The organism is Prosthecobacter sp., from assembly GCF_029946185.1.
Classification (GTDB): Bacteria; Verrucomicrobiota; Verrucomicrobiia; order Verrucomicrobiales; family Verrucomicrobiaceae; genus Prosthecobacter.
In genome coordinates this window covers 37,634-60,521 of sequence record NZ_JAQSEA010000074.1, presented here as the reverse complement: position 1 = coordinate 60,521, position 22,888 = coordinate 37,634, and the positions used below count along the sequence as shown (strand labels likewise).

Sequence of the window (22,888 nt, the reverse complement as noted above, 5' to 3'; positions counted from 1 at the left end):
TGGAGCTGCAGGAACTGCGGCGGCGGGCCCAGCAGAGCAAGTCTGGAATCTGGGCGGCCTCAAAGCTCTGAATACCCGGCTAAAACTCTGGCATTGATGTATCATCATACGTTGATACGATGAGTGTACTTTGGCTTCCGTACTCAAATCGCTCAGCCTCATTGCCGACCCCACCCGGGTGCGGCTGCTTTTGCTGCTCAAGCAGGAAGAGCTGAGCGTGGCGGAACTGCAGGAGGTGCTGTCACTGCCGCAGTCCAACATCTCAGCCCAGCTTGCCAAACTGAAAGCGGCAGGGCTGGTGAATGACCGCCGCAGTGGCAAGAACCGGCTGTATCAGCTCGAAGAGCCTGCCGCCAAGGACCAGCCAACCCATGAGCATTTCCTCGCGCTGCTGGAGGCTGCGGGGGCTGAACTACGGGAGGTGACCAAGGACGCTGAGGCGCTGCAAATCGTGCTGCGCAAGCGGGTGCAAACGGCCAAGGCATACTTCGACGCGCTGGCGGGCAAGTTTGGCCGCCACTACATTCCTGGCCGTTCATGGAAGGGTCTGGGCGAGACCCTGCTCAAGCTCCTGCCACCGCTGGTGATTGCAGATCTGGGCGCAGGCGAAGGCACGCTTTCACAACTGCTCGCCGAGCGGGCGAAAAAGGTGATCGCGGTGGATAACAGCGAGAAGATGGTGGCCTATGGCGCGGAATTGGCCCAGAAGCACGGTTTTGAGAACCTCGAATTTCGTCTGGGTGACATTGAAGCACCACCGATCCCGCCGCTGAGTGTTGATCTGGTCTTCCTAAGCCAGGCGCTGCATCACGCGCAGAATCCGGAGAAGGCACTCAAAGCCGCGCTGACCATCCTGCGCCCGGGTGGCCGCATCGTGGTGCTGGATCTCTTGAAGCATCAGTTTGAGCAGGCCCGTGATCTCTACGCCGACGTCTGGCTCGGCTTTTCTGAGAGCGATCTGCATGACATGCTCAGCAGTGCTGGATTCAAAAAAATCGAGACGAGCGTGGTGCACCGTGAAAACAAGAGCCCGCATTTCCAAACGATCCTGGCGCTGGCCGAGAAGGAGAACCGCCTCACGGCTTCGGGGCACTGGTCGGGCTCTTGACACGGGGCGCAGGCACCTCCAGGCCGTTTTGCAGGAGCGTGAGGCCGTTGATTTGCTGTTTGTCATCACGCGTGAAAACGAGCGCGGCCTTTACCGCATCGTATTCGAAGCGATCGGTCGTGGTTTCAAACACCGGCAGCGCTTGCTGTCCTTCGAGCTGTGCAAAAAGCGTATTTGCCTGCACGGTGACCGTGAGCGGCCCTGCTCCCACCAAGGCATACTCCCCCGCGTAGGCATGCAGCTCTTTGGCGGCGCGCAGTTTGAACTCCGGCACCGGAGCACTGCTGCGTTTAGCGATGATTTCGTTGCCATTTTGAAACAGCGTTAGTGACTGGACTACACCCTCACTGCGATTGAAGGCGATCTCAGCCGCCACGACCTTGTAGAAGAAGCGGTCCGGCGCTTTGGCAAATGCACGAGCAAACGGCTGTCCGGTCAGGTTCACGAACAGTCGGCCCTCACGCAGCAGCACGGTGAAGCGTGATTCGCGGTCGAGTTCATACACTCCAGGGTACTGTTTCAGCATCTCCGCAGGGAGAGTGATTTCTTTTTGCGTCGCTGGGTCCACCGGCTTGGCCTCGGACGTGGCCGCAATCACCATCGATCCAGGGAGCCCCGCGTTGTTCACCAAAACGACGCGGACGATTCCTTTGGAAGGAATCACCTGCAATCCTGAACAGTAACCATAGGTGCCGCCATCATGATGCAGGGTTGCATCCCCCTCGAATTTGCCCAAAAACACACCCAGTCCTATCTGACCACCATGGCCCGCCGCGTCTGCTTGGGGCGCCAGAGCGAGCACAAAGGCCTCCCGCAATGGCGTCTTGTCTGGATGCAGCATGGCAGCCCCCAGCTTCATCAAATCGGCCGCCGTACTGCGCAATGCGCCGCAACCTCCCAGAGAGGCGAAGTGCAACGGCTTTCCCTCTTTATTGTCTTTGGCATACGGTTTAGCCATGGGGAGTTTGGGGTCGGGATTCACAGCGGTATCGTTCAAGCCCAGCGGCAGGCAGATTTTTTCCACCACCACCTGCTCCCACGGCATTTGATACACCCCGCCCAGCAGATAACCCAGCAGCCCCATACCAAAGTTCGAGTAGCTGCATGAAAAAGGAGCTTCGCCTTCAAGTTTGGCGGTGGAGAGATAGCTCAGCAGCAGTTTCTCATCATAGTTCGCAAACAGATCCTCCCCGGTCGCCCCAGTAGCGATGTTGCCAGGAAGCGGTGGCAGGCCGCTGGTATGAGTGGCCAGTTGCTTTAGTGTGATCGCTGCAATGCGGGGATCCACAATCTTCACCTTTCCTGCCAGCAACCCTCCGAGCGTCGTATCCAGGGTCACTTTCTTCTCCACCACCGCCTGCGCCAGGAGCAGTCCCGTGAACACCTTTGTGATGGAGCCAATCTCGAAGACCAGTTTTTCCGGCGGCATGCCTTCCGCTTCGGGTGCCACACCAGAGATCGCAAATTTCACATCCTCGCCAGCCCTCTCGCCTGTGACGATGCACCCAGCTTTGAGGTGCTTGCCGAACTGTGCAGCAGCCTCGGCCAGCGGGCGTGCTTGAACGGAGTTCACCGCCATGACCAGACCTAACAACACCCAGGAAATAAATTTCATTTTTTGCGAGGCTACGAAACTCCCCTGCAAACTGCAAGGCGTCTCGTTGACGCGGTGCGCTTTCCCGCCTCCAATGCCGTTCTGTGAGAGATACTCTGGAAGACATCGAAAACTTCATCATCGACGTGGTGATCAACAATCGCCGTGGCATCCGCGCTTCGCTGCTGCGGGTAGTGTTCCGTGGCCTTTCCGGCATTTACTCAGCGGTGGTGCGGTCACGACTTTATTTATACCGGCACCGGTACATCCATGACCACCACCTTGGCGTACCGGTCATCAGCGTGGGCAATCTCACCGTGGGCGGCACGGGAAAAACACCGGTGGTGGAGATGCTGGCAAAAGCCTTGCATGAGCATGGACGGCGCGTGTGTATTCTGAGCCGGGGCTACAAGAGCAAGAGGCAGAAAAAACTGCCGTTCTCGAAAAAAATGGCCGCGCGCCTGGGCTTTATTCCCAAACCGCCAGAACCACTGCCGCGCATCGTCTCCGATGGTGAGAACGTGCTGCTCGATTCGCACAATGCGGGTGACGAGCCCTTCATGCTGGCGAAGAACTGCCCGGGCATCCCAGTCGTGGTGGACAAAAACCGTGTGAAGGCCGGAGCGCATGCGATTCAACGCTTCGGTGCCGATGTGCTCATCCTTGATGACGGGCTGCAATACCTCAAGCTCAAGCACCGCCACGACATTGTGCTGATCGATAAAACGGCGGTGTTCGGCAACAACGGCTACATGCTGCCACGCGGCACGCTGCGCGAGCCACCGCGCAGCCTGCGCCGCGCAAGCTACATCTTCATCACCAAGTCCGACGGCGACAGTGAGGACGTCATCAAGCAGATCCGCCGCTACAATCGTGCTGCCGAAATCATCGAGTGCCGCCATCGCGCGATGCATTTCGAAAACATCCATACCGGCGAGCATCTGCCCATCGACGGATTGCGCGATAAATTTGTGGGCGCGCTTTCCGGCATCGCTGTGCCAGAGAGCTTTGAAAACGGCCTGCGCAAACTCGGTGCCAAGGTCGAAGTTGTCGCTCGTTTCGCGGACCATCACCGCTTTCGCGGACCGGATCTGAAAAATTTCATTGATCGCTGCGTGCGACGTGATGTGCATTGCATGGTCACCACAGAAAAAGATTTTGTGCGCTTTCCCAAACTGCCCGTCGCCGACATCCCGTTCTACTTCATGCGCGTGGAGATCGAGATCATTCGTGGGCGGGATGTCTTCGACAAGATGGTGCGCCTCATTGCCGAACCACGCCGGGTTCCAGCAGGAGTGCTGCCGGCAGATTTCATGGAGTCCTCGTAATGAGCGCGGAAAATTCAGCCATGACCGCTGTGCAGGTGCACAAGGTGAGCACCACTGGCGGCACCAGCGAGGTCGGTGATGTCACCGCGCGCGAGGAGCCGCTGGAAATCCGCGTGGAGGGCCGATCCGTGGCCGTGGTGATGCGCACGCCGGGTCATGATGAAGAACTTGCCACCGGGTTTCTTGTCAGCGAAGGCGTGGTGCAGCGCATGCGTGACATTCTGGAAGTTTCTCAATGTCCGAGCACCAACAACAAGCATGGCAACATCGTCGATGTTCTGCTTGGTGGCGCGGTGGTGAACTGGGACTCATTGACCCGTCATGTCTTCAGCGCTTCAAGCTGCGGCCTGTGCGGCAAGACGAGCATCGAGAGCGTGTTTCAGCAGTTTCCCGCCGTGAAGGGAGATTGGAAGGTCTCGCCCAAGCTGATCGCCAGCCTGCCCGAGAAGCTGCGTGCCGCGCAGGAAACCTTTGCCAAAACTGGAGGGCTGCATGCGAGCGGTTTATTTGATCTCGAAGGTAATTTGATCGTGGTGCGTGAGGACGTGGGACGCCATAACGCACTGGATAAAATCCTCGGCTACGCTTTGCAGCGCGACCTGCTGCCGTTGGATCGGCACATCCTGCTGGTTAGCGGGCGGGTGTCGTTTGAGATCATCCAGAAGGCGCTGGCAGGTGGCATCCCGCTCGTCGCGGCTATCTCCGCGCCCAGCAGCCTCGCCGTTGATTTTGCGCAAGAGGCGGGCCAGACGCTCATCGGCTTTCTGCGGGGTGAAACGATGAATGTTTACACCCATGCGCAACGTGTGGAGATGTCACCATGAAACCGGTCCAACTCGTTGTCTTGATTATCTGGGGAGCACTTTTAGGCTCAATCTGCCTTTATGCCCTCATGCTGAGTTCGATGACTTTCGCTACCGCCCATGACAGCCCCAAGTCCATGGGGCAAATCATTGCCCTCGCGGCTGGCAGTGCGGTGCTGCTGAGTTTTTTCCTGCGCAAATTGCTGCTCGGTGGCTTTGCGACGGGTGCGTTAAGCCTGGATGATCCGGCACATCGCGGACGTTTTGTGGTAGGCAATGTCGTCGTTTTTGCGCTAAGCGAGGGCATTGGTGTGCTGGGATTCGTCAATGGCATTCTCTCGAACGGGCAGGGCGATGCCTGGCTGCCCTACCTCGGTCTCGCATTCATATTGATGCTGCTGCACATCCCGCTGCCTTCTCGTTTCAAGACTGCTGCATGAACGGCTACTTTGATTACAACGCCACCACGCCGCTGCATACTGCTGCAAGTGATGCGTGGCTGCGGGCCAGCGAGAAGCACTGGCACAATCCTTCGAGCCTGTATCGCGATGCCGGACTGGCGAGCCACCAGCTTGAATCCGCGCGTGAACGACTGGGCAATCTGATGGGCGCGGAGGCTGAACGCATCGTGTTTACGTCGGGTGCCACGGAGTCGAACAACGCCTTGTTTACCTCGCTGCCAGCAGACGCCGTCGTTGTTATCTCCGCCATTGAACATCCGAGTGTGCGTGAAGCTGCGCGGGGTCGGAACGTGATGGAACTGCCAGTGAATGCGGCTGGCGTGGTTGAAGTTGACGAGCTTAAGCAACTCATTATTTCCAAGCGTCCCGCACTTGTCTCAGTGATGGCGGCGAACAACGAAAGCGGTGCCTTGCAGCCCTGGCGTGAACTGGCCGCGCTCTGCCGCGAGCAGGATGTCCTGTTTCACACGGATGCCGCGCAATGGCTCGGCAAGCTCGACGCCGCGAACCTTGGCGAGTGCGATTTCATCACCGGTAGCGCACATAAATTCGGCGGCGGCAAGGGCTGCGGATTTCTGGTGCTGCCCACAGAGGATTCACGACTCGGCTTCATCCGTGGTGGGCCGCAGGAACACGGGCGGCGTGCGGGCACGGAGAACTATCCGGCCATTGAGGCCATGGTGACGGCCTTGGAGACTGTCACACCGCGTTTAAGTGAGATCGAACACACGCAAAGCAAGCTGCGTGATGGCTTCATCGCGGCACTGCGTGCGCGCTTCGAACTCCTGCGGGTGATAAGCGAGTCTGCGCCACGCCTTTGGAACACCGTGCTCATGGTGATGCCGGAGCATGACAATCTGAAATGGCTCACGCGACTGTCGCGTCGCGGTTTCAGCATCTCAACGGGTTCGGCCTGCAGTTCGGGCAAGGAGGGATCTTCCGTTGTGGTGACAGCTCTTGGGGCCAGTGCGGAGGAGTTGAAGCGCGTTGTGCGCATCAGCGGCGGCTGGGACACGAAGGTGGCCGACTGGCAGGCGCTTGAGGCTGCGTTTTTCGAAGTATTTGAGGAGCTGAACCGTGGCGGCAGGCCGCAGTAGGAGACTCACGTCCCGGGACGTGGACGGATCAGCAGTACGAGTACGAGAGAAAACACACAGATCATGGCGAAGACGCCGAAGATGACGTTGAGCGGCACGTGCATGTCGCGCATCCTGCCGAAGCCCCAGTCGGCCAGCCCGCCACACATCATGCTGACGAAATTCATGAGGCCGTAGCCGGTGGCGCGCATGTGCGGCCGCACGATCTGGCTGAGGATCGGCATGTTGTTGCAGTCAAAGAAACCCCAGCCGATGCCAAACAGGACCAGCGAGGCGATGGCGAGCCCGAAGGAGTTCAAGGCGGGTGCGTTCCCCACGCCAAACATGGCGGGCACGATGAGCATCATGCCAATGGCGCTGACGTAGATGCGACCACGGTCACTACGCCGCATCCAGCGGTCTGCCAGCCAGCCGCCAAGAATTGCGGAAAGCAGCGCCGCCCCCTGCCAGTAGAGCGCGGCGGAGACACCCGCCTTGCCCTGGCTGATATCGAATGCCTTTTGCAGGATCGCTGGCATCCAATCCCGCACAACCCAGGCGGCAAGTGCGGGCAGCGTAAAGTAGAATACGAGCAGGATGAAATTGCGATTGCAGAGCAGCTCTCCGATCGCCCCGCCGCGTGCAGTAGGGCTCAGCGCCTCCTGAGTGTCCGCCTGACGTGGTACATCGCGCAGCAGGAGCAGCAGGGGGATGGAATAGAGAATGCCAGCCAGTCCGGTGAAGTCGAACATGAAGCGCCAGCCAAGCTCCGGTTCATCTGCCACGAATCCGGCAAAGCCACCCACCATCACCCCGCAGTAGATGCCCATTTGATGCACGCCAATGGCACGCGAACGCGTCCCAGCGGTGTGGTAATCAGCGATCAAAGCCAGCGCCGCAGGAATGTAAAACGCCTCGCTGATGCCCATCAGCGTACGCGCCCAGTACAGTTCATTGAAGCTGCCCACATGCCCGGTGAGCCAGGTGATGAGCGACCACACGAATAAACTGCCACAGATCGTCAGCTTGCGGCTGTAGCGGTCCGCGATGTAGCCGCCGATGGGGCTGCAGATGGCATAGACCCATTTGAACGAAGCCAGCATGTGTCCCCAGTTTTCCTCACTGCCGATGTCCTTGATGTCGCCCATCACAGACACCTTCATCGAGGCGATCATCTGCCGGTCCAAGTAGTTCAGCAGTGCCACTGGAAACAGCAGTCCCACGACAAGCCAGGCGCTGCGCATGAGAGGGGGTGGGGTGTCAGCATGGATCGGAGACAAAGACATCCAGCCATTAACCACAGGGCAACCCGAGCGAAAAGCCTGATTTCATGCCCAGGCTTGATCACCTCATGACGGAAGCAGCATCAAACCTCTTCCAAGCGGTAGCCGATGCCGGGCTCGTTCACAATGCGCGGACCGGTCTCGCCAAGTTTTTTACGCAGGTGATTGATGTGCACGCGCAGTCCTTCACTTGGGTCGCTGGTCTGGCCGGCCCATACTAGCTTCATGATCTGGTTCTGCGTGACGATGCGCCCCGAGTACTCGGCCAGCACCTTGAGCAGCGCGAACTCGGTCGGTGTGAGTTTGAGTGGCGCCCCATTCAGCGAAGCCCCGTGATGGAGCAGATCAAGCTTCAAAGGACCAACGACAATCTCGGCGCTCTGGCGGGTGAAACGGCGGCGCTGAATGACCGTGAGACGTGCGAGAAGTTCGGCGGTGCCGAAGGGTTTTGTCACATAATCGTCCGCGCCATTTTCCAGCGCCTCGACCTTGATGGTTTCCTGATCACGCACGCTGAGGATGAGCACGGGCACATCGCTCCATTCACGCAGCCGCTTCAGCACCTCGATGCCGTTCATGCCGGGCAGGCCGAGATCAAGCAGCACCACATCGGGACGATGAAACGCGGCATCCTGCAGGCCGAGCTGACCATCGGCGGCTTCACAGACCTCGTAGCCACGTGACTCCAGCACCATGCGCAGCAGACGGCGCATCTGCTGTTCGTCGTCGATGATGAGGGCTTTGCTCATGCGGCGCTGCGGGTTTTCACCGGAAGATGGAGTACGAATTCGGCACCGCCTTCAGGATGGGTGTGCGCTTCAATGTCACCTTTCATCGCAAGCATCAAGCCACGTGCGATGGCGAGGCCCAGGCCGGTGCCGCCAGCGGGTGAGTCGGGAGCGCGGTAAAATTTTTCGAACAGGTGGTCTTCCGACCCCAGCGGCAGGCCGGGGCCGTGATCGCGGACACGGAGTTCCAGCGTGCCATTGGCAAGTGTTGCGTGGATTTCGATGGCGGTGCCCGCAGGGGCATAGCGCGTGGCATTGTGCAGCAGGTTGCCGAGTACCTGGGCGAGCAGTCGGCTGTCGAGCCTGAGCAGGGGCATGTTTTCTGTGCCAGTGATCTGCAACTTATGTGCGGCGAGTTCCTGCTGGATCGGTGCGGTGGCGGTGTGCAGTACATCGCCGATCTCGCACCAGTCGGGCTGCGGCTCCAGCGCCTCGGACTCCGCGCGTGTCATCTCCAGAAAGCTCTCGACGATCCGCTGCAGGCGGCGGGTTGCGGTGTTGATCTCTATTGCATACGGGTTCCCCTGCCCCAGGCCGTCCAATGCGGTGCGGATGATGGCGATGGGTGTTTTCAGCTCATGCGACACGCTGTCCAGCAGGGTGCGGTGCAGGCGCTCGGACTCCGCGAGCAATTCAGCGCGATGTTTTTCCGCCAGCAGGTGCTCACGCTCCTGATGATGCTGCGCCAGCGTGGCCTCGCGTGCGCGCAGCCGCGTGATGAGATGCCCCATGCTCAGCGCCACGATGAAAAACAGGCTGAACATCACCACGTCCTGAGGCTTCTCAATGTGAAGCGTGTACTGCGGCGGGATGAAAAAGTAATTCCACACCAAGGCGCTGACCACCGCCATCATCAGGACCGGCCCACGATTCCACCATGTGCCGACCACCACGATGGCCATGAGAAAGACCAGCGCGGCAAATAGATCGCCGGTGTAGGGCAGCAGCACCCAGCAGGTGGAGGCCAGCACAAACACCAGCGTGAGCCCGCAGCTATACTGCCCCACCTCCGCCAATGGAATCGGCAGGGGGGATGATTGGCTGCTGGGACTCTTGGCGGAAGACATGACGTATCTTGGTTTGAGACACCTTCCCTGCAAAAACATCACCCGCCAGTAAACAGCCGCAGGCATGGCGTTAAGAAAGCGTTAGCGCAGAATTTAAATCTCCACCTGCTGCCCGAGTTCGATCACCCGGCCCACGGGGATCTGGAAGTAGGTCGCAGGCTGCTGTGCCAGCTTGCTGGTGAAAGCGAAGAGGTGCTCGCGCCATCTCACCATGCCGGGTGTTGAACTTGAAACGATGATTTCGCGGCCAAGGAAAAAGGTCGTCTTTTGCGCCTCGACTTCGAGACCTTGATTGCTGCACAGGCGCAGCAGGCGTGGCACATCGGGTTTTTGCATGAATCCGTAGCGACCTGTCACGCGCCAAAAACCTCTGGAAATGTTTTCGACTGCCACACGGCGACTCGGCGGCACCCAGGGTTCGTCCTCGGTGATCAAGGTCATGAAGATGACGCGCTCATGGATGGCCTGGTAGTGTTTCAAACTGTGCAGCAGGGCGATGGGCGCACGCCCATGGGTGCTCGTCATGAATATGGCGGTGCCGGGCACATGCACAGGCGGGCTGCGCTTGATGCTTTGGCACAGTGTTTCCTGACTGAGGGCGCTTTTGGCCATTGCGTCACGCACCAAGCGGCGGCCCGTGGCCCACGTGGTCATGATTGTGAAGATGACCGCACCGACCACGAGTGGGAACCAGCCACCATCGAAGAATTTCACCAGGTTTGCGCTGAGGAAGGCGATCTCGATCACGGCGAACATGAGGCACAGCGACAGCGTCTTGAGCAGCGACCAGCGCCACAGATGACGTGCGGCAAAATAAAACAGGAAGGTGGTGATGAGCATGGTCATCGTCACAGCCACACCGTAGGCAGCTGCGAGATTCGTCGAATTGCGGAAAGCCAGTACAAGGGTGATGCAGGCCAGCATGAGCAGCCAGTTCACCAGCGGGATGTAGATCTGACCCCGGGCATGCGCCGAAGTGTGCCGGATGCTGAGACGCGGCAGATAGCCGAGCTGCACGGCGCTGAGAGTCAGCGAGTAGGTGCCGGTGATGAGCGCCTGCGAAGCGATCACCGTCGCAGCAGTGGCAAGCAGCACGAGCGGCAGAATGGCCCACGCAGGAGCCATTTGGAAGAAAGGAGCCTGCGCCAGTTCAGGCTGATGCATAAGCATCGCGCCCTGACCGAGGTAGTTCAGCGCCAGCGCCGGCAGCACGAGCGAAAACCAGCCCCGACGAATCGGCCCGGCACCAAAGTGGCCCATGTCGGCATATAGCGCCTCACCGCCCGTGACGGCCAGAAACACACTGCCGAGGATTACAAACGACTTGTGCCCACCAGTAGTCAAAAACTGCCAGCCATGCCAGGGATTGAACGCCACGAGAATCTCCGGCCCTTGAATCAAGTGCGACACTCCGAGCCCCGCGAGTGTCAAGAACCACAGACCGGTGATCGGACCAAAAAAGCGCCCCATGCGCGCCGTGCCAAGGAACTGCACCGAAAACAGGACAATAAGTATCACGATGGTGATGCCCATGATGAGCCACTCCATGTGTACATCCCACCGCAATGTCTCCGCTAACTCCGTCGGCGGCTTGCCGAGCAATCCGCCATCTTTGAGACCTTCGACGGCACTGAGAACAGAGATTGCCGGAGTGATGATGCCGTCACCAAACAGCAACGCCGCGCCAAACAGGCCCAGCAGTACGATCACAGTACGGCGTTTCAACGCCTCCGGCATGCCATGAGATGCCAGCGCCATGAGTGAGAGCACGCCACCCTCCCCCTTGTTGTCCGCACGGAGCACAAAGACGAGGTACTTGATGCAGACGAGAACGATCAGCGCCCAAAGCACCAGAGAGACGACACCCAGCAGATTCTCATGCGTCGCGGCCACATGATGCGGGCTGTACGGGCTGAAGCATTCCTTGAGCGTGTAGATTGGGCTGGTACCAATGTCGCCGAAGACCACCCCCAGCGCCGCGATGACGAGGGTGGTGGCGGATTGCTTTTGCAGGCCGGTCTTGTCTGTTGGGTCACTCATGACGGCGTGATGTTCACCGGAAACTCCCGGGCCTCCAGTGAATGCCCCTGACGGGCGAGTTAAGAATGTGTGAAGAGATCGACCGCCTGTGCGGCCGGATCAATCCAGGAACGAACAGATGTATTCACAAATGCCGGAGCTGACAATGATGTCGAAACCGCTGTTGGCGGGAACATCGAAGTACTGACCGCCAGTGTAAGCCGCCTTCGCATCACCACCGTCGAGTTTCACAACGCAGTCACCTGCGACGATCTCCATGCGCTCCGCCTTGGCGGTGCCGAAATGGAAATCGCCGGGATAGATGAGGCCGAGGGTTTTCTTGCTGCCATCAGGGAACAAGATGCTGTGGCTGACGACTTTGCCGTCGAAATAGACGTTGGCTTTGGTGACGGCGGTGACTCCTGGGAACTCGGCTGGGATGGCTGACATAAGGTGCGAGGAATAGGCGATTTTTTTGCGCGCGGCAAGTGCCGAGCGAGGGCGCAGCCTACTTCACTGGCACTCCCTGCAGCAGGCCCAGGGTGGCCCACTAAGTGCCCCAGCAGGTGTAGATCGCTGTGGCATCCTTGAAGGATTTCGCCTTGCCGGGGCCGCTGCGATCAACCTGACTGATGTGCGTTATGTCGATGGGCCAGCTCCCATCAGCGCGCTGAGTCTGGAGCAGCCAATGCTGGGCACGCGCGATGGCGTGCGCCGTGGGTGGGTGCCTGCAACACGTACAGCGCCTGTTCGGTGGCGAGGACATCGCTCATATTGCCGCCGAGGATGTAGCTCCAGGCACCATCGCCACGCTGTCGTTTGACGATGTCTTTGACCAAATCACAGTCTTTCTCCGGTTTGCCAAATCGGCGTGCAAAGAGGGTGCGGAAGACGAGCGATTCCAAGGTGGTGGGATGGTCTTTCTTTTGCAGCTTGGCGGCAGCCTTGGTCTCTGTCCCATCAGACTCAGCTGTAGCGTGGCGAGGGCGATCAGATTGAGGCGGAGGGTGTTGGCACGTGCATCACCCGCACCGCGTTTCTGCATGCCGGAGAACGACCTTTCCGGCTCTCACTCCCACACGCCCAGTTTCACAAGCTGATTCGTGGCAGCTCCGGCCCAGTCACGATTCGCGGCGGGGCTGGCGGGGCTGGGGTGCAGTACGCGGCCGACTTTGTAGTCGCCGCTCATGGCTTCCTTGGCGCGCAGGGCACGCGCTTCCGCGAAGGCCCCGACGCCGATCACCCACTCGGGCTGCAGGGCGGCGATGACGGCTTGCAGATGCAGATCGCAGGCGGCTTCCATGGCGGCGGTTTCGGCGGCGGGAAGTTTGTCCGGTGTACGATTGCGGCCGCTGTCTTCGAGGAAGACCAGCGGGCAGTAGTTGGCGACGAAGTGGTCTTTGAAAAAGGCCTCCGCTTTGCCAAAGCGCTGGGCAAAAAGACCCCATAGGCGTCTGCCGCTGACTTCGGAATTCGGGCAGTCAAAGCCGACGACGCGCCGCTTCGGGTGCTCGCGTTCCGGTTTGCCCACGAACTCCTGGATGCCCATCCAGTCGCGCACTGCGGCGATTTCGCCGAAGGGCACGCCGGTCTGCGTCATACCAAAGGGGCCGGGGTTCATGCCCACGAAGACGACACGTTTTTTGCTGCTACCAAAGCGGCGCAGGTAAACCTCATGCGGTCCCCAAGCGTAATCGAGCGGTTGATAGACATACTCGACCGGAGCGGCGAAACGCAGCGGGCGCAGGGCTTCGCGCAGGGTCTGAGCGGCGGAAATGAGAGCGTTGGCAGGCATTAGCGCATGAGATGCGCGGACGTTCGTTGAGTCAAGATATGCAAAAAGAACTCGTATCCGCAAACTCGTCCGCTAGAGTTTAAATCCGTGATGCGAAACAACCTGAGCTTCGGAATCCTTGTGGCTGCCTGCCTTGCAGCCTCCCCATTGTCAGCGGAAAACGTCAAAATTGTGCTCAAAAACGGTGCCGAACTGCGCGGCGAAGTGCTCAAGGATCGCGAAGACGCCGTAGTGCTGGACCTCGGCCACACCGTCCTGTCTGTGCCGCACTCGGAGATTTCCATCTTTGAAAAAACCGCCTCGTCAGCCGCCAAAACCGACGCTGTGCAGGGCGAGGACATCTACTACGTGGAGCCCTCACGCGAAGCCATGACGGTGGAAAAAAATGTGCAGCGCGTGGCGGAGTCCGTGGTGCAGATTCAGACGGCCTCCGGCCTCGGCTCCGGGTTTATCATCAACAGGCTCGGCTACGTCATCACCAATCAGCACGTCATCGCCGGTGAGCGTGAGATCACCGTGGTGGTGTATCGCAAAAAGGCCGACGGCCTGGAAAAGCAGCAGTTCACCAAGGTTAAAATCATCGCCATGAACGGCTTCCTCGATCTCGCCATCCTGCAGATCGACGATACAGACGTGGAGAAGCTGCCCTTCGTCCCGATGGGCGACTCCGATGCACTCACTCAGGGGCAGGACGTGTTTGCCATTGGCAGCCCGCTGGGGCTGGAGCGCTCGGTTTCCAAGGGCATCGTCAGCATCCGTGCACGTGAAAGCGGCGGCCGCTGGTACATTCAAAGCACGACGCAGATCAACCCTGGCAACTCCGGCGGGCCGCTCTTCAACGCACGCGGAGAGGTCGTGGGTGTGAATAACATGAAGGCGGCGGGTGTGGGCGTCGAAGGCCTCGGCTTTTCGATTCCCGCCAACGTGCTGAAGCTCTTCCTGAAAAACCGCGAGGCCTTCGCTTTCGATCCGCGCAATCCCAACAGCGGCTTCCGTTATCTCCCCCCGCCAGCACCACCCTTGGAAAAAATTAAGCCTGAAACTGTAACCACAGGCGGCTGATTTTTCAGTACCTGTCGAATACTTCTCAGCACCACCTTCTATGAAACGCGCCACCCTCCTCATTTCACTGCTGCTTGCCAGCATCCTCCGCGCCTCCGCCGCCGACCGGCTGGAGCAATGGTACAATCTCATGCCGAAGGACACCGTCGGTGTCATCGCCATCAAGAACACCCCCGAGCTGCTGGCCGACTGGGACAAGAGCAGCTACGCGAAGTTCATGCAGGACGACGAGGCAAAACGCTGGATGGAACCCATGCGCAAAGAAGGCGATGCCCCGTGGGACAAGTTTTTCAAGGACACCTATGGCAGCGGCATGTACGACACGCTCAAGGATTATCCGGGTGCGCTGGTGAGCTATCTGGTGATCGGAGACATCACCCAGTTCGACAAAAATCCGCCGAACGTCTCGCTGTGTGAAATCGCCGGCAAGCAGAAGGAGATCGAAGCCCACAAGCTCGCCGAAGTGGAATCCAAGAAAAAGGAGAACGAGGACATCAAGCTCAGAACCGAGGACATCGACGGCGTGAGCGTGCAGATCGCAGCCCTGTCTGATGCTCCGGATGCAGCCTGGGTCCTGGCCTGGGCGGTGGTCGGGGACGTGATGATCGAGGCGAACACTCACGCGCTCATGGAATACATGATCGGTGCCCTGAAGAACAATGCGGGCGCCCCTCAAGGCCTCGCACGAGAACATCTCACCCGCATCGGCCAGGTGACCAACGGCGGCGGTGACATGCTGATTTACTTCAACGGCGTGAAGCTGCTCGAACTGGGCGAGCAGGCGCTCACCGCTGCAGAGGCCAAAAAGAAAGCGGATGGCAAGGCTGCAGGTGGGTTCGACATCAAGCCCAAAGTGATCATGGACATGCTCGGCGCGCAGGAACTGCAGGCCTTCGCCCTGACCGCAGAATTGACGGACACTGAGTCACGCATGGACCTGACGATCCTGCACCCCCTGAAGCCCACCGGTTTGCTCTCCCTGATGCGCGGCACCGGCAACGAAGTAACGCTGCCCGCCTTCATCCCCGCCGGCATTCTGACCGCCAGCGTTTCACGCATGGACTTCGGCACGGTGTATGACGCACTGCTCGGCATGATTGGCAAACTTGGCCCCATGGCGATGATGGTCACCATGCAGATTCCCCCGCTTGAAAGCCAGCTGGGCTTCAAGATCCGTGAGGACCTTTTCGGCAGTCTGGCCGATGAAGTCATTCAGGTGCAAGATGGCAATGGCACCAAGGAAAGCCAGGTCATGGGCTTCAAGATCAAGGATGCCGACAAGCTCGGTGGCGCGCTCGAAGGCCTCAAACGCTACGTGGGCGCCGGGTTCGGGGCGTTTGAAGAGAGTGATTACCTCGGCTTCAACATCAACACGCTCAAAACCACACAGACGGCCAATGCCGCCAGCGAAGTCGCCTACTGCAACACCGGCAAGTACCTGCTCATCTCCATTGGCGGACAGGACACGTTGAAAAAAGTCCTGGCTCGCATGAAGGACCCCTCCGGCCCCAGCGTCTGGGACAATCCGCATGTGCAGAACCTCCTCTCGCTCGTTCCCAAGAACTACAGCGGCGTGGGTGTCACGGATGCAGGCCGCCTCATGAACATGATCGCCACCGCCGCCGCCACACTCGAAAGCAAAACCGGTGCCAAAGCCAAGGCAGCAGCGAAGAAGAAAGGCCCCGGCAAAAAGTCACCGTCAGCTGATGAAGCGGTCGCCGCCGCTGCCGGCAGCTGGTTTGACTCCAGCGCACGTCCTTCCAACGAAACCTTTGAGCGCTACTTTGGCAGCCTGCTCAGCGCCAGCTACTCGCACCCGGACGCCATTCAGGTTCACTACCTGACCACGCCCGTCGAGGCCAAGTAAGTCTCTCACCTCCCCTCGCCCGCCATGCGCCTCGTTTTCCTGCCGTTGCTCTTTGCGACCAGCGTTCTTGCTGACAAGCCCGCACTGTATTTCGACGGCCCGGAGATCGTGAAACTCGACTGGAACACCTCCAGCCCGCGTGCCGCTGACTTCAATGGCGATGGTCTGACCGACCTCGCCATCGTGAATGCTTCACGGGCGCGCATTGAGTTCCTCTTGCAGCGCAAGGACGGCGTGCAGTCCGGCTCTGCGGAAAAATCCGCCCGCGAGGATCGCTGGAACCCCATCCTTGAAGTCTCACGCTACGACAAGCAGCCTCTCGTCATCGGCCATGCCGCGCTTTCCTTGGTCGTAGGTGACTGGAATGGTGACAAGAAGGCAGACATCGCCTTCATCACCGATGAGGACAAACTCGTGCTGCGCATGCAGGATGACAAAGGCACCTGGGCCGCCAGGCGCGAATTCACCCTCGACTCCACCGCAGACGACACCGAAGTGCTCGTCGCTCGCGATTTGGACGGCGATGGCCGCGATGACATCGCCCTGCTGACCAACACGCGTTTGATGGTCCTGCTGCAAACCAAGCCCGGCGAGTGGGCGGAGCCGCAGAACTACGCCCTCGGTGAAGGCGGCTGTGCGGGACTGAGCAGCGCCGATCTCAATGACGACGGACGCGCCGATCTTTTTTACACCGCCCCGGATGGTGATGCGCTACTCGTCCGACTGCAGCATGAGGGCACCACGTTTGGCGAGGAGTGGCGTCTCGAAATCCCCGTCTCGCGCCACTGGCTGCATCCCGTCCGCTTGGGTGGAAAGAAAACCGGCATCGCCTGGATCCAGGATGAAACCAACCGGGTGGAAGTGGCCAAGCTCACTCAAGGTGCCGCCGAACCCGATGCCGAACACGCCGCCACCATCCGCTACGCCATGCCGCCCACGGAATCAAAAAATGGTGCCGTGGCATATGGCGATCTTACCGGCGACGGGCATGCCGACATCGTCATGTCAGAGCCCAAAGCCGCGCGCGCTTGGTTGTTTCAGGGCAGCGCCAGTGGCACCTTCACCGAAGGGCGTGAGTTCCCCATTCTCAGCGGTGTGGATTCATTGGCGATCGCCGATGTGGATGGCGACAAAAAAGCCGAGCTCGTGGTGCTCAGCCCCGGCGAGCAGTCCATCGGCGTCGCCCACTGGCAGGACAACCGCCTGCTCTATCCCGAGATCATCTATCAAGCCAAAGAAGGCGAAACGCTGCTCACGCTGACTACCGATTCAGCCGTTCTTTGCGTCACAGAGATCAAATCCAAGCCCCAGCTCGTTACGCTGCGCAAGACGGTCGGAGCCAAAGGCTTCACCGCCACCACTCAGGAACTGACGGTCAAAACCGGTCGCATCAATGGCATCCGTGTTGTCGATGCGAATCAGGATGGCCGTGGCGATCTCGCCTTGTTTTCCAATCTCGGCCCGTTGCAACTGCTGCTCAGCACCCCCGACGCCAAAGCACCGTACAAACGCGTCGAAGGCATCCCGGATTCCTTTGTCAGCAAGCTCACCCCCGCCGCTCTCACCACAGGCGACCTCGATGGCGACGGCAAAGCGGAGATCATCATCGCTCATCAGCAACTGGCCCGTGCCTTCAAGGTCGATGCCGATGGCAAAGCGAACATCGTGGAGCAGTTCAACGCCCCTGATTCCGCCGCCGAACTGCATAGCGCACTGGTCTCCCGCAAGAATGGCAAGGTCACCGTGCTGCTGATTGACGCCACCCACAGCAAACTGTACGAACTCACCGCAGACGCCGACCGCGTCTATCGCGCGGATCACACCCATGCGCTGCCCGCCATGACTCCTGAGCAGTGCGTGATCATGAATGCGGAGAAAAGCACCCGGCTGCTGCTGCTCGGCAAAAGCAGTTTTCAAATCGCGCCTCTGGACGGCACCACGCTCAAGCTCGACACCGTGGCCAGTTTTGACAGCGAGTTGAAGGACACCACGCCCTCTGACCTCATCGCCGCCTCGTTCTCAGGGGAAGACGTCGATGACATCGCCCTGCTGGACACCGCCAAAAGCCGCGTGATCGAAATCTTCCAGCCTGCTGCCGCGCAGAAATGGGAAAGCGCCCTGTACTTCCGCGTCTTCGAGACGGATCCGCATTTCCGGGGCAAAACCGGCCTCGCAAACGAGCCCCACGACTACGCCGCCTTCGATCTCAATGGTGATGGCCGGCTTGACCTCTGCCTGCTGACGCACGACCGCGCCCTGCTCTACGTGAGGAAGAAGTAGGAGGGCCTGTCGTGCTTCCTGAAGCCGCCCCCACCTCAGACGATCTCATTTCACAGGCTTGCACAGCCTTAAATCATGCCTGACATCATGGCTTGATGAAACGCCTCTACCGCAACGCCCAGATCGCCAGCGAAGACAGTCCGCAGCTCCAGACAGCCGACGTGCTCGTCGAGGGCGGCCAGATCATCGGTGTGGCGGCGGGCATCAGCGGGGTTGAAGATGTGGAAGTCATTGACTGCACGGGGCGCATCCTGCTGCCGGGCCTGTTTGACATCCACGTTCATGCGCGTGAGCCCGGCCAAGAGGACAAGGAGAACATCGCCACCTGTGCCGAGGCGGCGATCAATGGCGGCGTCACCGGCTTTGTCATGATGCCGAACACCGCGCCCGCCATCGACAACGCAGGCGTCGTGCGCAGCGTGCTCGAAAGCGCCCGCCGCACGCGCATCGGCGCGGGCATTTACACCTCGGGCGCCATCACCAAGGGACGCCAAGGCGAAGAGCTTGCGGGCATCGCCGGCATGAAAGCCGCCGGCTGCGTCATGCTCACGGATGACGGCTTCCCCGTGCACAACCCTCAGGTGCTGCGCCGTGCGATGGAATACGCGCGCGATCACGACATTCCGCTGGCCAGCCATTGCGAGGTCAAGGAACTCAGCGGGAAGGGCTGCATGCATGAGGGCAAAATCAGCTACTCGCTCGGCCTGCCGGGCATCCCAAGCATCAGCGAAGAGATCTGCATCTCACGCGACATCCGCCTCGCCGAATACACCGGCGTGCATCTCAATATTCAGCATGTCACCACCGCCGAAGGCATGGGGACAATCAAACGCGCCAAGGATCGCGGCATCCGCGTCACCTGCGAGATCGCGCCGCACCACCTGATGTTCAACCATGAGCACATCGGCGACTACGACACTCACTACAAAATGAACCCACCACTGCGCACGCCGGAGGATAACGCCGCGCTGCTCCAGGGCCTCAAAGAAGGCTGGTTCGACGTCATCGCCACCGACCACGCCCCGCACACGCCCTTTGAGAAGAACCAGGACTTCGCCAGCGCCCCCTTCGGCATCACCGGCCTCGAAACCGCCCTCGTCTCGCTCTACGACCGCTACATCGCCCACGGCATCCTCAGCTGGCAGCTCATCGTCAGGCACTACAGCGCCGAACCCCGCCGCGTCATGAAACTCGCGCCCGTGCCCGTCAAGGAAGGCGGCAGCGCCGAGTTCATCGTCTTCAATCCCGCCCGCACCACCACCTTCAGCCGCGAGTTCATGAAGTCGAAAAGCATCAATACGCCCTTCCTTGACCAAACGCTGCAAGGCATGGTCGAGCGCGTGGTCTATCGCGGCGAGGAGCTTCTGGCGCGCTAGCGCCCATTAATCCCACTTGAATTCGGGGAGACTCGCGGCTTCAAAGTGAACATGTCCGATCTCAAAGAATACCTCGCCCAGCGCTGCCAGTTTGTGGATGCTGCGCTGAACCGTGTCATCCCGGATGCTGGCAGGCGGCCGACAACGCTGCACCAAGCGATGCGGCACAGCCTATTCGCGGGCGGCAAGCGGCTGCGGCCGATCCTCTGCCTCGCCGCGGCGGAAGCCTGCGGCGGCACGGCGGAAGATGCGATCTACAATGCCTGCGCCGTCGAATGCCTGCACACTTACTCGCTGATTCACGATGACCTGCCCTGCATGGACGACGATGACATGCGCCGGGGCGTGCCGACCTGCCACAAGGTCTATGGCGAGGCTATCGCCCTCCTGGCGGGGGATGCCCTGCAGGCGCTGGCGTTTGAACTGATAACGAAGACGCCGATGGCGGCGCATCACCCCACAGCGGTGATGGTGCTGGAACTCGCACGCACTGCCGGCAGCCTGCATCTCGTAGGCGGGCAGGTGGCAGATCTGGAAGGCGAGGGCAAAAAGCTTCCGCTTGAGGATCTGCGCTTCATCCATGAAGGCAAAACCGCTGCGCTGCTCACAACCAGCGTGAAACTGGGCGGCATGAGCGCGAATGCCAGCGCGGAGCAGATGCAGGCGCTGCATGAGTTCGGCATGGCGACTGGCCTGGCCTTTCAGATCATCGACGACATCCTCGACGTGACGCAGACGAGCGAAAAACTCGGCAAAAGTGCCGGCAAGGACGTCGAAGCAGAGAAGAGCACCTATCCCGCGCTGATGGGCCTGGAGGGCTCCCGCGCCGAGGCTCACCGCCTCACCGAGGTTTCTCATCGGGCACTGGATGTGTTTGGTGACGCAGCCCTTCACCTGCGCCAGCTTTCGGACCACCTGCTGAACCGCGACTATTAAGCCGCAAGATCCCTCCCCTACTAAGGCTGAAACAGTGACTTCAGGTCTCCATTAAGCTTCTCCGGCGGACCAAAATTGAGCAGCAGCGTGGACCCGTCCCCCTGCACCACTCGGAAGCCTAGGAGACGCCTGCCGCCGGGCTCGATCTGCATATCGAGCTGCCGGAGGTACTTCTTGATGAGCAATGGTCGTGGAATCATGGCCACGGTGATGAAGCTTTTCTCCTGCTGAGTGACCTTGAGCGTGAAGTTGTTCGTCAGGGACTCACTGTCCATTTCCCGGCCGCTGAGGAATTTCATCCATACGCGCACCCGACTGTCGTCGGGCTTCAGGGTCTGCCAGGGAGCCTCCGCGTTTTCCTTGAGGCGCACGGTTTCGTTGTCGAAGATCAGGATCGTTGTCGCGGGTGAACCCATTTCCAGGCGAAACCGGCCATCGGCCATGCGCCAGAAACGGCCGGTGGCGGTGACGGGCTCTTTGAGAGCGGGCGTGGTGCGCGTCTGATGGAAGGCCACTTTAATGCTGCCGATGTCCTTTTGCGCCGCCATCCACTCCCTCATCACGGGCGGAATGAGAGCAGGATCTGGGGCCGCTTGGAGAGGCAGCGCCAGCCAGAGGGCGGCGGCAAGAACTGTGGGCAAACGATTCACAGGAAGAGCCAGACACCAAAACCTCCCGAATCTCAAGCTTTTCGCTGCCATGTTTTCCCTTGCCCCCCCGTGCAAACCGTGTTCTCTCAACCTTCGAATCAACCCCCAATTTATACACATGAGCGAGCGTCGCGTAGTCATCACTGGCATGGGAGTCATCTCCCCCGTCGGCAACACCAAAGATGACTTTTGGAAGAACATCCAGGCAGGCAAGAGCGGCATCCGTCGCATCCAGTCCATGGACACCGAGAAGTACGACTGCAAGATCGCGGGGGAGGTGGTGGACTTCAATCCCACCGAGTTCTTCAATCAACATCGCGACGCCCGTCGTGCCGACCGCTACTACCAGTTTGCCATGGCGGCCTCGAAAATGGCGGCCAAGGACGCCGGTCTGAACCCCGACAGTCTCGACCCCCACCGCGTTGGCGTCATGGTCGGCAGCGGCATCGGCGGTCTCGGCACCCTGGAAACGCAGTATGAGATTCTGCTGACGAAGTCCCCTTCCCGCGTGTCCCCTTTCATCATCCCGATGATGATCTCGAACATCGCCAGCGGCATGATCGCGGCGGAGTTTGGCTACATGGGACCGAACATGGCCATCGTCACGGCCTGTGCGACCTCCAACAACAACATCGGCGAAGCTTGGCGCAACATTAAGTTCGGCGATTCCGACGTGATGATCTGCGGCGGCGCTGAAGCCTCCATTCGCCCCTGCGGACTTGCCGGATTTTCCAACATGAAGGCGCTGAGCATGCGCAACGACGATCCTGAACGGGCATCCCGCCCCTGGGACAAGGACCGCGACGGTTTCGTCATGGGCGAAGGCGCAGGCGTCGTCGTCATCGAAGAGCTTGAGCACGCCAAAAAACGCGGAGCCCCCATTTACGCCGAACTGGTTGGCTACGGCACTACTGCGGATGCCTACCACCTAACCTCCCCGCATCCCGAAGGTCTGGGTGCGGCCAAGTGCATGGAAATGGCCCTGCGCCATGCCAAGCTGAACGTGACTGACGTGCAGTACATCAACGCCCACGCCACCTCCACTCCGGTCGGTGACTTGTGCGAACTGCGCGCCATCAAGCGCGTGTTTGGTGACTACGCCACCAACGGCCTGCTCGTCTCCGGCACCAAGTCGATGACGGGCCACCTCCTCGGCGCTGCCGGTGGCGTGGAACTCATTGCCTCCATCTACGCGATCCGGGACCAAGTGGTGCCGCCGACGATCAACGTCGAAAACCTCGACCCCGAGGTGGACGTGGACGTCGTGCCAAACACTGCCCGTCAGGCGAAGATCAATGCCGTCCTGAGCAACTCCTTCGGTTTCGGCGGCCACAATGCTGCGTTGCTGATCAAGAAATTCGATTAGTCGATCTCTTAGCAACGGTGTCTGTTTGA

The 22,888-nt window shown here is 59.9% G+C and carries 20 protein-coding genes; 11 read left to right on the top strand and 9 right to left on the bottom strand.

Features of this window, described 5'->3' with window-relative positions:
* Positions 1-130 precede the first annotated feature (130 nt).
* On the top strand, positions 131-1,108 hold the full coding sequence (locus PSV43_RS05750; protein ID WP_300194582.1) for a metalloregulator ArsR/SmtB family transcription factor: 978 nt from the start codon (positions 131-133) through the stop codon (positions 1,106-1,108).
* On the opposite strand, the gene PSV43_RS05745 is transcribed toward PSV43_RS05750, so the two are convergent.
* The gene (locus tag PSV43_RS05745) at positions 1,077-2,723 is read right to left on the bottom strand and encodes a serine hydrolase (protein ID WP_300194581.1); all 1,647 of its coding nucleotides are present in this window, start codon (positions 2,721-2,723) and stop codon (positions 1,077-1,079) included. The two genes, PSV43_RS05750 and PSV43_RS05745, sit on opposite strands and share 32 nt — an antisense overlap.
* A gap of 83 nt (positions 2,724-2,806) precedes the next feature.
* Here PSV43_RS05745 and lpxK point away from each other — a divergent pair, with 83 nt between their 5' ends.
* Genes lpxK through PSV43_RS05725 form a run of 4 tightly spaced genes read left to right on the top strand, consistent with a single transcriptional unit; the run spans position 2,807 to position 6,391 of the window.
* Entirely contained in the window at positions 2,807-4,030 is a 1,224-nt protein-coding gene (gene lpxK / locus PSV43_RS05740; RefSeq protein ID WP_300194580.1) for a tetraacyldisaccharide 4'-kinase, read from the top strand.
* Between the two features lie 20 nt (positions 4,031-4,050).
* Entirely contained in the window at positions 4,051-4,854 is an 804-nt protein-coding gene (gene fdhD / locus PSV43_RS05735) for a formate dehydrogenase accessory sulfurtransferase FdhD (protein ID WP_300194579.1), read from the top strand.
* Positions 4,851-5,273, top strand: a complete 423-nt coding sequence (locus tag PSV43_RS05730) for a hypothetical protein (RefSeq protein WP_300194578.1) — start codon at positions 4,851-4,853, stop codon at positions 5,271-5,273. Before fdhD ends, PSV43_RS05730 begins: the two co-directional genes overlap by 4 nt.
* Positions 5,270-6,391, top strand: a complete 1,122-nt coding sequence (locus PSV43_RS05725; protein WP_300194577.1) for an aminotransferase class V-fold PLP-dependent enzyme — start codon at positions 5,270-5,272, stop codon at positions 6,389-6,391. Before PSV43_RS05730 ends, PSV43_RS05725 begins: the two co-directional genes overlap by 4 nt.
* A 5-nt stretch (positions 6,392-6,396) precedes the next feature.
* On the opposite strand, the gene PSV43_RS05720 is transcribed toward PSV43_RS05725, so the two are convergent.
* The 7 genes from PSV43_RS05720 to PSV43_RS05690 form a co-directional block, all read right to left on the bottom strand.
* A complete protein-coding gene (locus tag PSV43_RS05720; protein WP_300194576.1) occupies positions 6,397-7,614 on the bottom strand; it encodes an MFS transporter in 1,218 nt (405 codons plus the stop codon).
* Positions 7,615-7,736: 122 nt separating this feature from the next.
* Entirely contained in the window at positions 7,737-8,402 is a 666-nt protein-coding gene (locus tag PSV43_RS05715) for a response regulator transcription factor (protein WP_300194575.1), read from the bottom strand.
* On the bottom strand, positions 8,399-9,508 hold the full coding sequence (locus PSV43_RS05710; RefSeq protein WP_300194574.1) for an ATP-binding protein: 1,110 nt from the start codon (positions 9,506-9,508) through the stop codon (positions 8,399-8,401). The genes PSV43_RS05715 and PSV43_RS05710 overlap by 4 nt, the downstream gene beginning before the upstream one ends.
* A gap of 93 nt (positions 9,509-9,601) precedes the next feature.
* On the bottom strand, positions 9,602-11,548 hold the full coding sequence (locus tag PSV43_RS05705; protein WP_300194573.1) for a potassium transporter Kup: 1,947 nt from the start codon (positions 11,546-11,548) through the stop codon (positions 9,602-9,604).
* 99 nt (positions 11,549-11,647) lie between these two features.
* Positions 11,648-11,977, bottom strand: a complete 330-nt coding sequence (locus tag PSV43_RS05700; RefSeq protein ID WP_300194572.1) for a pyrimidine/purine nucleoside phosphorylase — start codon at positions 11,975-11,977, stop codon at positions 11,648-11,650.
* A 212-nt stretch (positions 11,978-12,189) separates the two neighbouring features.
* Positions 12,190-12,432, bottom strand: coding sequence for a hypothetical protein (locus PSV43_RS05695; RefSeq protein WP_300194571.1), 243 nt, complete (start codon positions 12,430-12,432; stop codon positions 12,190-12,192).
* Between the two features lie 164 nt (positions 12,433-12,596).
* Positions 12,597-13,322 carry a uracil-DNA glycosylase family protein gene (locus PSV43_RS05690; RefSeq protein WP_300194570.1) on the bottom strand — a complete coding sequence of 242 codons (726 nt, stop codon included), beginning with the start codon at positions 13,320-13,322 and terminating at the stop codon, positions 12,597-12,599.
* A gap of 90 nt (positions 13,323-13,412) precedes the next feature.
* Here PSV43_RS05690 and PSV43_RS05685 point away from each other — a divergent pair, with 90 nt between their 5' ends.
* The 5 genes from PSV43_RS05685 (at position 13,413) to PSV43_RS05665 (ending at position 20,843) form a co-directional block, all read left to right on the top strand.
* A complete protein-coding gene (locus PSV43_RS05685) occupies positions 13,413-14,384 on the top strand; it encodes a trypsin-like peptidase domain-containing protein (RefSeq protein WP_300194569.1) in 972 nt (323 codons plus the stop codon).
* A 40-nt stretch (positions 14,385-14,424) separates the two neighbouring features.
* Positions 14,425-16,251, top strand: coding sequence for a hypothetical protein (locus tag PSV43_RS05680; RefSeq protein ID WP_300194568.1), 1,827 nt, complete (start codon positions 14,425-14,427; stop codon positions 16,249-16,251).
* 24 nt (positions 16,252-16,275) lie between these two features.
* Entirely contained in the window at positions 16,276-18,531 is a 2,256-nt protein-coding gene (locus PSV43_RS05675; RefSeq protein WP_300194567.1) for a VCBS repeat-containing protein, read from the top strand.
* A 95-nt stretch (positions 18,532-18,626) separates the two neighbouring features.
* A complete protein-coding gene (locus PSV43_RS05670) occupies positions 18,627-19,907 on the top strand; it encodes a dihydroorotase (protein WP_300194566.1) in 1,281 nt (426 codons plus the stop codon).
* Between the two features lie 51 nt (positions 19,908-19,958).
* On the top strand, positions 19,959-20,843 hold the full coding sequence (locus PSV43_RS05665) for a polyprenyl synthetase family protein (RefSeq protein ID WP_300194565.1): 885 nt from the start codon (positions 19,959-19,961) through the stop codon (positions 20,841-20,843).
* Between the two features lie 20 nt (positions 20,844-20,863).
* Here the strand turns inward: PSV43_RS05665 and PSV43_RS05660 are convergent, their stop codons facing one another.
* A complete protein-coding gene (locus PSV43_RS05660; protein WP_300194564.1) occupies positions 20,864-21,484 on the bottom strand; it encodes an outer membrane lipoprotein carrier protein LolA in 621 nt (206 codons plus the stop codon).
* A 127-nt stretch (positions 21,485-21,611) separates the two neighbouring features.
* Here PSV43_RS05660 and fabF point away from each other — a divergent pair, with 127 nt between their 5' ends.
* Complete coding sequence (fabF, locus tag PSV43_RS05655; protein ID WP_300194563.1) at positions 21,612-22,859, top strand: beta-ketoacyl-ACP synthase II; 1,248 nt, start codon at positions 21,612-21,614, stop codon at positions 22,857-22,859.
* The last annotated feature ends 29 nt before the right edge of the window (positions 22,860-22,888 follow it).

What these genes read in the sequence shown, in the direction of transcription:
- PSV43_RS05745 (WP_300194581.1), bottom strand. Translation starts at nt 2,723, where the DNA reads ATGAAATTTATTTCCTGGGTGTTGTTAGGTCTGGTCATGGCGGTGAAC.
- fdhD (WP_300194579.1), top strand. Translation starts at nt 4,051, where the DNA reads ATGACCGCTGTGCAGGTGCACAAGGTGAGCACCACTGGCGGCACCAGC.
- PSV43_RS05730 (WP_300194578.1), top strand. Translation starts at nt 4,851, where the DNA reads ATGAAACCGGTCCAACTCGTTGTCTTGATTATCTGGGGAGCACTTTTA.
- PSV43_RS05725 (WP_300194577.1), top strand. Translation starts at nt 5,270, where the DNA reads ATGAACGGCTACTTTGATTACAACGCCACCACGCCGCTGCATACTGCT.
- PSV43_RS05720 (WP_300194576.1), bottom strand. Translation starts at nt 7,614, where the DNA reads ATGCGCAGCGCCTGGCTTGTCGTGGGACTGCTGTTTCCAGTGGCACTG.
- PSV43_RS05715 (WP_300194575.1), bottom strand. Translation starts at nt 8,402, where the DNA reads ATGAGCAAAGCCCTCATCATCGACGACGAACAGCAGATGCGCCGTCTG.
- PSV43_RS05710 (WP_300194574.1), bottom strand. Translation starts at nt 9,508, where the DNA reads ATGTCTTCCGCCAAGAGTCCCAGCAGCCAATCATCCCCCCTGCCGATT.
- PSV43_RS05705 (WP_300194573.1), bottom strand. Translation starts at nt 11,548, where the DNA reads ATGAGTGACCCAACAGACAAGACCGGCCTGCAAAAGCAATCCGCCACC.
- PSV43_RS05700 (WP_300194572.1), bottom strand. Translation starts at nt 11,977, where the DNA reads ATGTCAGCCATCCCAGCCGAGTTCCCAGGAGTCACCGCCGTCACCAAA.
- PSV43_RS05690 (WP_300194570.1), bottom strand. Translation starts at nt 13,322, where the DNA reads ATGCCTGCCAACGCTCTCATTTCCGCCGCTCAGACCCTGCGCGAAGCC.
- PSV43_RS05685 (WP_300194569.1), top strand. Translation starts at nt 13,413, where the DNA reads ATGCGAAACAACCTGAGCTTCGGAATCCTTGTGGCTGCCTGCCTTGCA.
- PSV43_RS05680 (WP_300194568.1), top strand. Translation starts at nt 14,425, where the DNA reads ATGAAACGCGCCACCCTCCTCATTTCACTGCTGCTTGCCAGCATCCTC.
- PSV43_RS05675 (WP_300194567.1), top strand. Translation starts at nt 16,276, where the DNA reads ATGCGCCTCGTTTTCCTGCCGTTGCTCTTTGCGACCAGCGTTCTTGCT.
- PSV43_RS05670 (WP_300194566.1), top strand. Translation starts at nt 18,627, where the DNA reads ATGAAACGCCTCTACCGCAACGCCCAGATCGCCAGCGAAGACAGTCCG.
- PSV43_RS05665 (WP_300194565.1), top strand. Translation starts at nt 19,959, where the DNA reads ATGTCCGATCTCAAAGAATACCTCGCCCAGCGCTGCCAGTTTGTGGAT.
- fabF (WP_300194563.1), top strand. Translation starts at nt 21,612, where the DNA reads ATGAGCGAGCGTCGCGTAGTCATCACTGGCATGGGAGTCATCTCCCCC.